A 12688-nucleotide genomic window follows, 5' to 3' on the forward strand; every position below is an offset into this window, starting at 1 on the left:
CTCAAGGGTGGTGGCGATGGTTTATGTTCGGCCGTGACTGTAGAGCAGGTAGATGAGAAAGGGCGCCCCCAGCACTGCTGTAAACAGTCCGGCGGGAAGGTCGAGGGGACTGAAAGCCGTTCGGGCGATCAGATCCGCCACCAAGACCAGACAGGCGCCGATCAATCCGGAAACCGGAAGGAGTTGACCGAAGGACGGCCCGGTCAGGAGCCGGGCGATATGGGGGGACATCAGACCGATGAAGCCGATGGGTCCCGAGACAGCGACCGCCGAAGTGGCTAGAGCGATACTGACCAGAATCAGCAGGAACCGCTGCTTTTGCACGGAAGTTCCCAACTGGGTGGCGATGGCCTCCCCCATCTGCTGGGCGTTCAGTTGGCGGGACAGGATCATCGCCAAAGGGACCAGTACAATGAACCAGGGCAGGATCGTCCATACCGTTTCCCAGGAACTGGCGTATACGCTTCCTGCCAGCCACGCCATCGCCTGACTGGTAGCGTAGATGGGGCTGAGGATCAACAACAGGGTCGTCAGCCCGTTGGCGGCGGAGTTGATACCGATTCCGATCAAGACCAACCGGAGGGGGGAGACTCCTTTTTTCCAGGCCAGAGCGTAAATGAGTAACGCAGTGATACTTCCTCCGACAAATGCGGCGGCCGGAAGCCAGCGGGCTCCCCAATCGGAAAAAAGGGTGAGAAAGGCGACTGCTGTGACGGAGGCCCCCCCTGTGATTCCGATGATATCAGGCGAAGCGAGGGGATTCCGCATGATCCCCTGCAGAATGGATCCCGCGACGGCCATCGAGGCGCCGACAAAGAGAGCGACAAGAGCCCGGGGTAACCGCAGGGTCTGAATAACCATCTCATCGGCGGGTGATCCCTGACCGATGAGTGCGGTCAGTACGTTCCAGGGAGCGATTGTCATTTCACCGCTTCCGATGCTGTACACGAAAACAGACAGACCCAGGAGCGCGAGCAAAACCATGATGATGAGAGCGCGAAGGTCGATCAACAGGGAAACGGGCAGGGATTTGAGTCGAATGGCTAGGTGTTTCTTCCTCACTCTGTGATGCTCCTTCGGGCGATATAGATGAAAAAAGGCGCTCCGATCAACGCGGTAATGACTCCAACGGGTACTTCATCGGATAAGGTTCTCGCTCCCAAACCGGACAGAAGATCCACTAAGGGACTGCCGGGCATAATCAGGTATCGTGCCCCGATATCCGCCAGGAGCAGAAAACTCCCTCCCAGAACGGCACAATATGGAATGATCCACCGAAAGTCCGAACCGACGAGAGTTCGGGCGATATGGGGGACAACCAACCCGACGAGTCCGATCGGACCCGCCACCGCCACCGATCCTCCGGCGAGAAAAATGATGACGAGTGCGGCCAGAAGCTTTACCCAACCGGTCTTCTGTCCCAATCCCCTGGCTATGTGCTCACCCATCGTTAAGGTGTTAATCGGACGGGCTAAAATCAGGGCAACCAGCCAAGCTGTAATGAAAAAGGGCAGAATGTCAGTCAGCATTTCCAGTTTTCGGCCCACGATGGACCCGGATAACCAATAGAGCACCTCATCCAGAGTACTCTCCTCCGTGACCAGAACCCCCTGGGTCAGTGTGTGAAAAAAGGCAGTGATCGCCGCACCGGCCAAGGTCAGCTTCAATGGAGTGAGACCGCCTCTGCCCAAAGAACTTAAGGCATATACGATCGATCCGCTGACAGCGGCACCGAAAAAGGCGATCCATGTAAATGTGTGGTAGGAGCTGGCGGATAAATAACTGGCCGCCAAAACAACGAAAAAAGCCGCTCCGGCATTGATGCCGAAGATGGTCGGCGATGCCAACGGATTACGGGTGAGTGCCTGCATCAATGCGCCGGATATGGCTAAGCTGGCTCCGACGCAAAGGGCGATCAAGGCCCTGGGCACCCGGGTCGTACGGATCACCAGCTGTTCCTCGGAAGGATTGGCGGTGCCGTATGCGTGCAGCATCGCGTTCCAGTCGATTTTCGTCAACCCCAGTTTGATGCTTCCGATCAAACAGAAAACGAGTACAGCGCAACTGATCAATAATCCGATACTGCGTGTCATCGTGTTGGGCAATATGCGCTGGAACATGGACAATCTCCTATGATAATCTGTCAACGCTGATGGATCTCAAGTATCATGATAATCATTATCAATTCAGACGTCAATACATTTGATAATCATTTTCAATTAAATCTTGACAGAGTTATGGACTCTGTCTAAGATGATGTCAGTAATGAAAATCATTTTCAATCGATGGGGGGAGCCTTCGATGCGCTTGAGACACTGGTCAAAGCGAGTGACCGCTTTCGGTCTGGCTTTTTTATTGATCATAACGGCGGGATGTGGTGCCGGTTCCGGCGATCAACAGAAAGAGAGCCGGGAAGACGGTAAAACCCGGGTCGTTCAACACGCCATGGGGGAAACGGAAATCAAAGGAACACCGAAACGAGTGGTCGTGTTGACTAACGATGCCACAGACGATGCTCTGGCTTTGGGCGTGAAGCCGGTAGGTGCTGTGAAGTCCTGGATTGGTGATCCTTTTTACGATTTTATCTCCGATGATATGAAAGGGGTTCAAGTGGTTGGAGAGGAAATTCAGCCCAACCTGGAAGCTATCGCCGCCCTTAACCCCGATCTGATTATCGGGAGCAAAGTTCGCCACGAGAAAATATACAAGCAACTGTCCAATATCGCTCCAACGGTTTTCAGTGAAACGGTCGGTAAGACATGGAAAGAAAACTTCAAACTGTATGCCGAAGCGATGAACAAAGAGGAAAAGGCGGAACAAAAATTAGAGGAATGGGATCAGCGAATCGCCGACTTTAAGAAGAAGGCGGGAGACAAATTGGATACCGAGGTCTCCATCGTCCGGTTTTTGCCGGGGGTTGTCCGTATCCATCACAATATGTTCCCCGACACTATTATTGAGGAAGCGGGATTGGACCGGCCGAAAGCTCAGAAGAAAGATGACTTTTACACAGAGGTGACAGAAGAGCGTATCCCCGATATGGACGGTGATGTGATGTTCGTCCTCACGATGGAGCAGGGGGACGGGAAGGCGACAGAATTACAGAAGGAATGGATGAACAAACCATTGTTTAAGAAGTTGGACGTGGTGAAGGAAGACAAGGTGTTCAAAGTGAATGATGTCTACTGGAACCTCTCCGGCGGCATTCAAGGAGCCAATAAGGTGTTGGATGATCTGAATGAGTATGTTGAGAAATTCTGACCGCCTTCCCTTCCATTCATCCTGGAAGGTTCATAATGAACATGCGGGATTCCCGCATGTTCTTTTTGTTTAACCGGCGGGAAAAGTGCATGAGTTGTCCGGTATTTGTGTATGGTATAATAAGGGACAATTGAAACCGTTCCGTAAAAATCGACGTTGCTTGTGGGTGAGTCAATCCTGTCGCCCGATTTATAGGGTTGGACGGGAGAGAGGTGTGAAGGGAATGATGGATCGCATGGCCTGGTCAGGCGGTCTGGTTGAAAAGGACTGGTATGATTCCGGGGTTGTAACAGGGTTCGGAAACGGCGCACTCTTCGTTTCTGAAAACTTCGGTTCCGGTCATACCAAGGCGGCGGAAGCCCTCGCCAGAGGAATCCGGGAAGCGGATCCCGGAATTCGCGTCCAGCTGGTCGAGTTGGGGCGGGAACTCCGCCCTCAGGTGAATCAGGCGCTTCTCTATTCTTACTTGGGAATGATCCGAAAGGTTCCCGGTTTGTGGCGAAAAGTTTACGGCCGCCATCACCATCGATCTTTTCCCCGTTGGATCGAGTGGTGTCTGTACCAGACACTGTACTCGCGGCTTTCGGAATATATTGGGCACTTTCAGCCCCGTGTGGTGGTTTCCACTCATCCCTTCGCCAGTTCGGGAGTCGCCCGTATTAAAAGAGAAGGTTATCCCGTCCGCCTCTGTACGGTCATCACGGACTTTTCCGCCCACGGATCTTGGATCAATCGGGAAGTGGACATGTATTTGGTCCCTTATGCCGGAGTCAAGCAACAGCTAATTCAAATGGGGGTGGACGCTCGACGGGTGGCTGTTACCGGGATTCCCACGGATGGGCGCTTTTGGGAGGTTCGGGATTCGGGGGCGGTCAGGCGGTATCTCGGCATCCGCGATATGCCTACTGTGTTGATTCTGGGGGGCGGCCTGGGAATGGGGAGGACCGAAGAGCTGGTCCGTATGGCGGCCAAGTGGAAACAGCACTTGCAGATTGTGGTTTGTACTGGTCACAATCATAAACTGTTGCAAAGCCTTTATCGGCGGGAGGAGCTAAACCATCCCCATATCCGGGTGACAGGATTCACCGAGGCGATGGCCGACTGGATGGATGCGGCTGATCTCATCCTGACCAAACCCGGAGGAATGACTTGTACAGAGGCGATTGCCAAGGGGAAACCGCTGCTTCTCTACGGATCCATCCCCGGCCATGAGGAGAGGAACAGCCTTTTCATGGTAGACAACGGCTTGGCAAAGAGGGTGACCGACGAAAGTGATCTCGACCGTTGGTTGGAACGCCTTTTGACGGATGCCGACTCTTTTGCCTGTATCAGAGAACAGATGATGCGCTGGAGATGGAAGATTCACCCCTCTAAGAGTGTCCAGGCCGTGTTAAACCTGATGACTCCCTCATCGACGATGTAACTTCCTTATATATATACGTCCTTCATCCCTTTCTTTTGTGATTGTACGGATAAAATGCTATAATACTCCTCGCTTCAATCGGGGTGGGACAGACATTATGCCCGACTTCTCTCACGGGGGAGGAAGGGCACCCTTTTTTGTGGAAATAAAGGGATATATAGTGTATGATGAACATATGTTCCTTGTTCATCCAAATGTGTAAACAACCCGATCGAAGGGAGAGCCCGCCGGCGGGCGGCGGGTAGTTCACGATAAGGGAGTCTTGAGAATGGACTCGCAGTTGACCACTCCAGCTGAAAAATGGATTCAGTTTTTATACATATCGATCCTGTTTTCACCAATACTTCCTGGGGTTGCTATGCTGGCTATCGGACTGGCCACTCCTTTCTTCTTTAAACGAAAGTGGAGGTTGACCGGTTGGCCGGAAGGCGTTTTCCTGGGATTTGTTCTGCTTTCCATGATCAGTTGGCACTTGAATCCTTACTGGGTTTTTAAATGGATACCGGCCGGGTTGATACCGATCCTCTTTTTCGGGTTGTACTATTTATTGACCGTGTGGATGAAGGGGATCGACTGGTCGTGGAAAAAAATCGAGACCCTATACCTCCAATTTTGGCTGGCGGGTCTTTATGTGGCGGTTGTAACCATTTTACAGCGCGTGAATTGGATTCCTACGGAAAAATCCACTCTCTTTTATGTGCTCGGATTTTATCCGATGCAACAGGCCGAATCGGTCCGCAGTATCGGTACGGCCTCCAACTCCAATCTGGCTGCCGCCATGTTGATCTGTTTGGCATTGATCAGTATCTACACTTCATCGGTCTTCCGGAAGAATTGGCACAAAGTGGGCTCCTTCGCCGCCTTTTTTTTGTTTTGTGCAGCCATCTGGTGCACGGGCTCCCGAGGGGCCTGGGTGGGCTTGGTGATCGGGCTCTTGGTTCAGGTTTGGATGACGGGCAACCGAAAGCGGGCAGTACTTCTTTTTATTGGCCTGGTCATCTTCGGGATGGTCATCTACACCAACAAGACGTTGATTCCTCGGGAGGAAACGTTGTTTGCCACGTATGATATCCGTGTTCGGGTATGGCAAAATTCCTTTGAGATCTTTAAAGACCACTGGCTGTTCGGTGTTTTGCCCCTCCATTTCGGCCACGTTTTTAAGGAGATGACAGGTGATTATTTATATCATGCTCATAACGTGCTTTTAGGGATTGCCAGCGAATACGGTGTGATTGGATTGATCCTTTTTATCGCTCTGATCGTCGTTACCACTCACCGGGCCCGGCGATGGCGGAAAACGGCCAATGCCAAGGAGGAAAAGCGTTTGGCGGGGATGCTGATTTCGCTGATATTTGCCCTGTTGGGTCACGGAATGTACGATTATCCGATTCTCGCCCCTCAGATCGGTCTCATCTTTATGCTGGCGATTATCATCATCCATCAGCAATACGAGCGGCGTTGCCTGAACAAGCCGAAATGGGCCTATAGAGGCGAAAAACGAAACTAGTGGCCCATCTGGGAACCAAGTTAGGAGGGTGGTAGGCCGGCGTAGATCCTTTGCACTCAGGAGAGCACAAGTCTCGCCAAGGTCGCTCCGCTTCCCGGTCTCACTATGCGTTTTTTGCAAGAGATCGGAGACGGCCTACCAGCCCGACCACCCCCAGCAAGGGATCAAACCAATCAAAGTTTCCTGAAGGGGCACTAGAAGCGTTGTGAAAAAGTCCGTTTTCGGGAGGGTGGGGTTCCACACGGAGTGCCTTTGGCTCGTCAGAACAACGAAACGGAGTGTGGAACCCCACCCCGACCCACCAAGGATGTGCTAAAATCACAACGCTTCTAGTGTCCCTTCTGAGAAAGTCGGTCGTGTTTTCCGACGAGGGAAGGGCCGGTCACGGAGCGTCTTGGGCTGGGGGAGACAAGTATCTGTATCCCCGTGGAAAATATGGAAGGGTTATTTCTTTTGTCGATTTTTTGTGGTAAGGTAGGAAACGTATGCAGATCTCAAGGGGGTAACAAAAAGGGGGATCCGACTGCGATCCCCGTGGAAGGCGGATCGTTCCGTCTTCTTTTTATGGAAAAAAAGGCACTCAAGGTTCAGAAAAGGGAGAAGAGGCAGTCCTCTACGAAAAGGAATTGAGGTGATGCGATGATCTGGCTGGGGAATGTAAGCAAAAGCTACGGGAAGTCCGGCGTGCCGGCAGTAGATCGGTTACAGCTGACTGTCTCACCCGGTGAAATTTTCGGATTTCTCGGACCGAACGGCGCAGGAAAGACGACAACGATTAAAATGATCGCCGGGATCATTCAGCCGGACACTGGTGTGGTGGAGGTGGATCATACCTCCGTGTCGGATCGGCCATTGGAGGCGAAGCGGAAAATCGGGTATGTTCCCGATTCGCCGGAGCCCTTCGCCAAGCTGACCGGACGGGAATATATCCAATTCATGGCGGATATTTATCAGGTTCCCCTGGAGAAGCGGCAAAAGCATCTTCCGGGGTTGTTGGAGCGCTTCGGTATGGAAGAAAATGCGAATCAACTGATTCAGGGATATTCCAGAGGGATGAAACAGAAAATCACCCTGATTGCCACCTTGCTTCATGAACCTTCGGTCTGGATTCTGGACGAACCGATGGTCGGGTTGGATCCCCGGGCTTCCGCCGTTTTAAAAGAGGAGATGAGACGGCATTGCGATCGGGGGAATACGGTTTTCTTCTCCACTCACGTGTTGGAGGTGGCGGAGCGGTTGTGTGACCGGGTGGCGATCCTGAACGAGGGGCGCCTCGTCTCTTCCGGAAAGTTGGAGGATCTGCGCCGGGGAAGCGGTCATGTGTCGGACGAAAATACATTGGAAAACCTGTTCATGGGGTTGACGGAATCATGAAACGAGGCTGGGCGCTGACTTGGGTTTTTTTGAAGAACCAGTTCAACCTCTCGGTGATGAAGCAGAAGTACATCGTCCGGCGGGAGCAACAGTGGCAACCGTTGTTGGCGGTGATTTTGTTCCTTGTGATCGCAGTCCCCGTTGAATTGATGGTGATCTTTTTCTATAGCGGAATCTATCAGGGCCTGGCTTTGATCGGCGAAGAATCGGCCATGTTACTCCTGTTGGTCCTGGGGGGACACCTGGTTGCTTTTCTGTTCGGATTTCCCTTTGTGATCAATCAGCTTTATTTTGTCCGTGATGCGGAAATTCCCTTGCCTCTGCCGGTGACTCCGAGACAAGTGTTGGGAGCTCGTTTGGCCGGGGTATGGGTGAATGAAGTCATCGGCGCCCTTCTTTTTCTTTTACCGGGGCTGATCGTATACGGCGTACTCGCAGGGCGGGGTCTCGGATTCTATGTGGGGGCGGCCTTGCTCACAGCAGGGTTGCCGTTGTTACCCATTGCCCTGTCCACGTCAGCGTCTCTGGTATTCATGCGGGTGACCAACCTGAAAGGGTATCGGGACTTATTGCGTTATCTCGCCTCCTTTAGCGGCGTCCTGATCTTTATCGCCGTTCAGCTCGCCGTCCATTCGGATTTGCCGGACAAGCTGGACGACCCGGAACGGATTCAGCAGTTTTTCGCCGGATCGGGAGGGTTGTACGAATGGCTCGGCGGTTGGTATCCGCCGGCGGCCTGGGCCGCCCACGGTTTGATACAGCCTTTCTTTTCCGGCGGTTGGACGGGATGGACGGCTTTTGCGGTTGTGACAGCTGGCGCTCTCGCTTTCATGTTCGGGTTGGCCGGATTCCTGTATTATCCCGGATTGATCGGGGGCGACGAAGTGGCGAAAAACGCGAAGAAGAAATCGACTTCCACCGCCGACGCCCTCTCTCGGCCGCGTTCCCCCCTGGCGGCATGGTTTTGGAAGGAGTGGAAAGTCTTTATCCGGACACCGATATTTCTCATGAATGCAGTGACTCCCCTGATTATATTCACGGTAATGGCTTTTCTGCCTGCCTTCGGCAACCTGGGAGCAGTGTCTCGGGACCTTTCCACTCATCCCTTTGCAGCCAAAATGGTTGTATGGGGGGCCGCCGGTTTTATCCTTTTCATCAGTTCGATGAATGGAATTGCCTCTTCCGCGATTTCCCGGGAAGGAAAGATGTTTGCCTTCAATCTGTCCCTGCCGGTTTCTGCCTTTACCCGGCTCTTGGCTAAGTGGCTTCACGCCTTTTCCTTTTCACTGATCATTATCGCCGTGGTGCTCGTCATCCAGTGGATGGTGTTTCCCTCCGTTCCGGCCGTTCTGTGGACCCTTCTCTTAGGAATGGCGGGCAGTTGCCTGTTTAACGGGGTCGGATTGCTGATCGATCTGTGGTTCCCTTATCTGGAGTGGGAGACCCCGCGGGAGGTGATGCAGCGTTTTGTCGGCGGTATGGGGATGATGCTGATCCAGATCGTTTTAGGCGGGCTGCTGGCAGCTATCGTCGGACTCGGCTTTTTCATCAACCTGCCGGATGTCTGGATCAAAACCGGCGTTCTCCTCCTCCTGATCGGACTCAACGCCGTCCTGTTTTTCACCCTGCGGGGAATCGCGGAAGACCGCTACCGGCGGATTGAAGTTTAGGGAACAGAAATGGGAAAAACCATAAAAAAGCGGCCCGCTCGAACAGGGGAAGCGGGTCCGCTTTTTTGTTGTTTGGACAACGGCAGGGTTGAAGAAAGCTAAGTCCGTATTAATCATTATCTGTCATGGGGAGTCGGGCTTTTTGCTTCCATGCACTGCCAAGTTGCCCCGACGTAAGTCCAATCTTCTCTCACAGGAAAACACAATCGACGTTCCGAAAAGGGGCACTAATTTACGTTCTCTTTTTCAAGAATATACGTCTTAACTACTTTATTTCCTTCAAATACATGAATTCGTTCACATGTCGGACAACGCCAAACCTCTCTTTTTGGATCAGGTATATCAAAAGGGTCTTGAATATCCATCTCGTTAATCTTGTCCATTTCAAAGTCAGTATAAACGTATAACTCAATTTCGTTTGGGACACTGACAGTAGATAATGTTTCCCCACATTTGCATGTCATTCGAGCCATTTTCTGCACCTTCTTTCTTGGAATTAAGGCTTGTAGATTTGTATATCATCTTTTGTTGATTCGGAGACTCTTACAGATTATCATGTAGCCATTTCCCGTTTTCACCCAACGTTCAATGGATGCGGGGTATATTTTACCTTTTTTTGGCCATGATGGTTACCGAGTCTATGAAACTATGAGGTGATCAACATGGCTGTCAAAGGGTGGATGGTGGTTTCTGTCTGTATCATCGGTGCTTTTGTCATTTTCTCTTTACCGGACCATTCATCGGAGTGGTCCGAAAATGCCGAGGCGAAGACCGGGTATGCTACGGTATCAGTGGAGCCCGGGGATACAGTCTATGAGATTGCTCAGGAATATGATTCCGATGTGGATACAGTGGCCCGGTTGAATGATCTGTCCGATCCTTCTCTGATCCGGGTCGGTGACGAGCTTCGCGTTCCTATGGCGAAGGGGGAGTCAAAAGAGAAACAAAAGGAAAAGAAGGAACAGAAGGAAGAGGAGGTTACCGCGATGGCCCGGGGTCAATCCCTCGGTGAGTTCACCTTGACCGCCTACACGGCCGGTCCGGAGTCGACGGGGAAATCGCCGGATCACCCGGCCTTCGGGGTGACCTCCAGCGGAGCCCAGGTGGCGGAGGGAGTGACCATCGCTGTCGATCCCGATGTGATTCCCCTCGGGTCCCGGGTATACATTGAAGGGATCGGTTACCGTGTCGCCCAGGATACCGGCAGTGCGATCCAAGGGAACCGGATCGATGTTTATATGAAAGATCCGCAACAAGCCCGTCAGTTCGGCGTGAAAAAAGGAGTCAAGGTGGAGCGGGTGGACTAGGGTGTTTCTGGTAAATCGCCGAAAGTAGCGGGCTGCCAATTTCCAGCGTAGCGGCGTTTGCACTCAGGGGAGTACAAGTCTCGCCTCGAACGCTTCGCTCTCGGGTCTCGCTATGCCCGACGCCCCAGCGAAGTTTTCGTAGGATCGAACCGTTTAGCGGCCCCACCTGGATACGATCTCCCCATCCAAAGGATGGTTGATCATAGATCTGATACTGTATGGAAATCCCTGTGGGATACCATGACTCTGTACAATTGTCAGTTCTCTATCAAACAGAAATAGAGGCGGCCCTTTCGGGATTCGCCTCTGACTGCGGCTTTACCCTATGTCGGCGAAAGCCGATTTTTTATGGCTCTTGGTTCACCGTGTTGTTCGCTTGGTTCTGGACCCATCGGGTTCTGAACAGCACCCATATCAGGGAGAGTCATTGGGCCGCACTACTGGCCCAGCCCAGGCTCGGCAAGATGCTGTATTTCAGGACGAGAATAAACCCCGGAACCGGGGATAAGAATGGTATAATCGGGGCAGGTTGACGGGAGGTGAAAGGGTTTGGCCAGTGTGCGATCGAGTGAAGAATCCGGGGAACGGATGTTGCTTCGACCACAACAACCTTATTCCTACGAGGAGACGATCCGCAGGCTCGTTTCCTTTGAAAAGACGGCTTACCGAAGTGAGGGCGGAAAACTGTACCGTACGTTGCGGTTATCCAAACGTCCGGTTGTCGTGGAACTGGAATGGGAGGAAGAGAAATCCGCTTTGGCGGCGACAGTGGATACCGAACTCGATGATCGGGAGCGGATGGATCTGGAACGGATCTTGCGGCGAATGTTTTCTTTGGACGTCAATCTCGCTCCTTTTTATGAGAGCATAAAAATGGAGCCCCGATTGGCCCAAGTGGTCGAAGAGCGCAAGGGACTCCATTTCGTACTGGATCCTACCCTTTATGAGTGCCTTATCAAAACGATCATCGGACAGCAACTAAATATGGCTTTTGCCGCTAAATTGGTTGACCGACTGATCCACCTCGCTGGAGAACGGCTGGAAAGGGCCGGGGAAGTACTCGCCGTCTTTCCCACACCGGAGCAAGTGGCCCGTCTTCGTTATGAAGATTTGCAGGCGTTGCAGTTCAATCGGCGTAAGGCGGAATACGTGATTGACCTGTCCCGTCGCATCGCGGAAGGAAAGTTGAATTTGGACGAACTCCATCGACTGGAGGACCAGGAGGTGGTGGGGCGTCTGCTTCCGTTACGAGGGATCGGTCGCTGGACAGCGGAGTGTTTACTTCTCTTCGGGATGGGGCGGCCCAATCTTCTTCCGGCGGCGGACATCGGTTTGAGAAATGCGGTTCGCAGGGTGTACGAACTGGATGCGCAGCCGACGGAGAAAGAAGTTCGGCAGATGGGAGAGGCGTGGTCACCTTGGCGGAGTTATGCTACCTTTTATCTGTGGGATACTCTGAGTGGGCAGTGAAGGAGAAAAAGTTCGTGTCAATCGGGATCAGGTCCGCTCCAGCTCCCGTTTGTACCGGTTCAGCAGTTCTTGAGCCTTCGATGCGTCCTCTTTGGGGACGAGTAGCTGATAGGCGGTGACATGCTTTTTGCGTTTCACTTTCAGCTCACTGTAGATGTGACTTTGCTCCAGGCGGTTGCGCAAAGAGTAGACCACCCGAGGCGTACCGTAGGACTGGTGTACTACCGTCATGCCTCCTAGGAAAAACATCTTTTTCACCTCTACTGTGCTCATTCCCTTTTTATCCGGTGTTCACACCTGGATATGGGATCCATGGGAATCCCGTAATTAGACTATGAATTCTGACAAATAAGGTGATTAAAAAACCGATTTCTTTACATTGATGTTACATGATTTTCTTCGTGTTGTAAAATCATTGTGAGTGTGTAAAAAGGAGGAGGTCTAGATGGCCCGAAAGCAGAAAAAAAAGAAACCGGTTCGTGAAGTGGACCCGAATAAAGTATTGTCCCGCGATTTGCAAAGAGTAGCGTTGTGGACAGGGATTTCGGTCGTACTGACAGGGGCTTTCGCCCTCGTCATCGAGAATCTGCGCTAGTGCCCCATCAGGGAACCAAGTTGGGAGGGTGGTAGGCCGGCGTAGATCCTTTGCACTCAGGAGAGCACAAGTCTCGCCAAG

12 protein-coding genes are annotated in these 12688 nt (G+C 52.4%); 8 read left to right on the forward strand and 4 right to left on the reverse strand.

Annotation, left to right across the window (positions count from 1 at the left end):
• Positions 1–21 precede the first annotated feature (21 nt).
• Together CHM34_RS13710 and CHM34_RS13715 are read right to left on the reverse strand one after the other, a co-directional pair.
• Entirely contained in the window at positions 22–1062 is a 1041-nt protein-coding gene (locus CHM34_RS13710) for a FecCD family ABC transporter permease (RefSeq protein ID WP_240512025.1), read from the reverse strand.
• Positions 1059–2120 (reverse strand): FecCD family ABC transporter permease, encoded by a 1062-nt coding sequence (locus CHM34_RS13715; protein WP_240512026.1) that lies wholly within the window; start codon positions 2118–2120, stop codon positions 1059–1061. The genes CHM34_RS13710 and CHM34_RS13715 overlap by 4 nt, the downstream gene beginning before the upstream one ends.
• A gap of 181 nt (positions 2121–2301) precedes the next feature.
• Here CHM34_RS13715 and CHM34_RS13720 point away from each other — a divergent pair, with 181 nt between their 5' ends.
• From CHM34_RS13720 to CHM34_RS13745, 5 genes are all read left to right on the forward strand, one after another.
• On the forward strand, positions 2302–3261 hold the full coding sequence (locus CHM34_RS13720) for an ABC transporter substrate-binding protein (protein WP_094265255.1): 960 nt from the start codon (positions 2302–2304) through the stop codon (positions 3259–3261).
• Between the two features lie 223 nt (positions 3262–3484).
• On the forward strand, positions 3485–4684 hold the full coding sequence (locus CHM34_RS13725) for an MGDG synthase family glycosyltransferase (protein ID WP_094265184.1): 1200 nt from the start codon (positions 3485–3487) through the stop codon (positions 4682–4684).
• Positions 4685–4952: 268 nt separating this feature from the next.
• Positions 4953–6191 carry an O-antigen ligase family protein gene (locus CHM34_RS13730; protein ID WP_094265185.1) on the forward strand — a complete coding sequence of 413 codons (1239 nt, stop codon included), beginning with the start codon at positions 4953–4955 and terminating at the stop codon, positions 6189–6191.
• Between the two features lie 639 nt (positions 6192–6830).
• Positions 6831–7565, forward strand: a complete 735-nt coding sequence (locus CHM34_RS13740) for an ABC transporter ATP-binding protein (RefSeq protein WP_094265187.1) — start codon at positions 6831–6833, stop codon at positions 7563–7565.
• Positions 7562–9235 (forward strand): putative ABC transporter permease subunit, encoded by a 1674-nt coding sequence (locus CHM34_RS13745; protein ID WP_094265188.1) that lies wholly within the window; start codon positions 7562–7564, stop codon positions 9233–9235. Before CHM34_RS13740 ends, CHM34_RS13745 begins: the two co-directional genes overlap by 4 nt.
• Before the next feature lie 227 nt (positions 9236–9462).
• Here CHM34_RS13745 and CHM34_RS13750 read toward each other — a convergent pair whose 3' ends face one another.
• Positions 9463–9708 (reverse strand): DUF8617 domain-containing protein, encoded by a 246-nt coding sequence (locus tag CHM34_RS13750; protein ID WP_094265189.1) that lies wholly within the window; start codon positions 9706–9708, stop codon positions 9463–9465.
• A 189-nt stretch (positions 9709–9897) separates the two neighbouring features.
• Here CHM34_RS13750 and CHM34_RS13755 point away from each other — a divergent pair, with 189 nt between their 5' ends.
• Positions 9898–10542: a 3D domain-containing protein gene (locus CHM34_RS13755; RefSeq protein WP_094265190.1), complete on the forward strand. Its 645-nt coding sequence runs from the start codon at positions 9898–9900 to the stop codon at positions 10540–10542.
• Between the two features lie 558 nt (positions 10543–11100).
• The gene (locus CHM34_RS13765; protein ID WP_240512034.1) at positions 11101–12012 is read left to right on the forward strand and encodes a DNA-3-methyladenine glycosylase family protein; all 912 of its coding nucleotides are present in this window, start codon (positions 11101–11103) and stop codon (positions 12010–12012) included.
• Between the two features lie 27 nt (positions 12013–12039).
• On the opposite strand, the gene CHM34_RS13770 is transcribed toward CHM34_RS13765, so the two are convergent.
• On the reverse strand, positions 12040–12243 hold the full coding sequence (locus tag CHM34_RS13770) for a hypothetical protein (protein ID WP_094265193.1): 204 nt from the start codon (positions 12241–12243) through the stop codon (positions 12040–12042).
• Positions 12244–12457: 214 nt separating this feature from the next.
• Between CHM34_RS13770 and CHM34_RS19370 the strand changes: the two genes are divergently transcribed.
• Complete coding sequence (locus CHM34_RS19370; RefSeq protein WP_169713736.1) at positions 12458–12607, forward strand: hypothetical protein; 150 nt, start codon at positions 12458–12460, stop codon at positions 12605–12607.
• Positions 12608–12688: the final 81 nt, after the last annotated feature.

This window comes from Paludifilum halophilum, from assembly GCF_002245355.1.
Taxonomy (GTDB): Bacteria; Bacillota; Bacilli; order Thermoactinomycetales; family DSM-45169; genus Paludifilum; species Paludifilum halophilum.

Coding starts and splice junctions, on each gene's coding strand:
- CHM34_RS13745 (WP_094265188.1), top strand. CDS start 7,562: ATGAAACGAGGCTGGGCGCTGACTTGGGTTTTTTTGAAGAACCAGTTC.
- CHM34_RS13730 (WP_094265185.1), top strand. CDS start 4,953: ATGGACTCGCAGTTGACCACTCCAGCTGAAAAATGGATTCAGTTTTTA.
- CHM34_RS19370 (WP_169713736.1), top strand. CDS start 12,458: ATGGCCCGAAAGCAGAAAAAAAAGAAACCGGTTCGTGAAGTGGACCCG.
- CHM34_RS13740 (WP_094265187.1), top strand. CDS start 6,831: ATGATCTGGCTGGGGAATGTAAGCAAAAGCTACGGGAAGTCCGGCGTG.
- CHM34_RS13755 (WP_094265190.1), top strand. CDS start 9,898: ATGGCTGTCAAAGGGTGGATGGTGGTTTCTGTCTGTATCATCGGTGCT.
- CHM34_RS13770 (WP_094265193.1), bottom strand. CDS start 12,243: ATGACGGTAGTACACCAGTCCTACGGTACGCCTCGGGTGGTCTACTCT.
- CHM34_RS13750 (WP_094265189.1), bottom strand. CDS start 9,708: ATGGCTCGAATGACATGCAAATGTGGGGAAACATTATCTACTGTCAGT.
- CHM34_RS13720 (WP_094265255.1), top strand. CDS start 2,302: ATGCGCTTGAGACACTGGTCAAAGCGAGTGACCGCTTTCGGTCTGGCT.
- CHM34_RS13725 (WP_094265184.1), top strand. CDS start 3,485: ATGATGGATCGCATGGCCTGGTCAGGCGGTCTGGTTGAAAAGGACTGG.
- CHM34_RS13715 (WP_240512026.1), bottom strand. CDS start 2,120: ATGTTCCAGCGCATATTGCCCAACACGATGACACGCAGTATCGGATTA.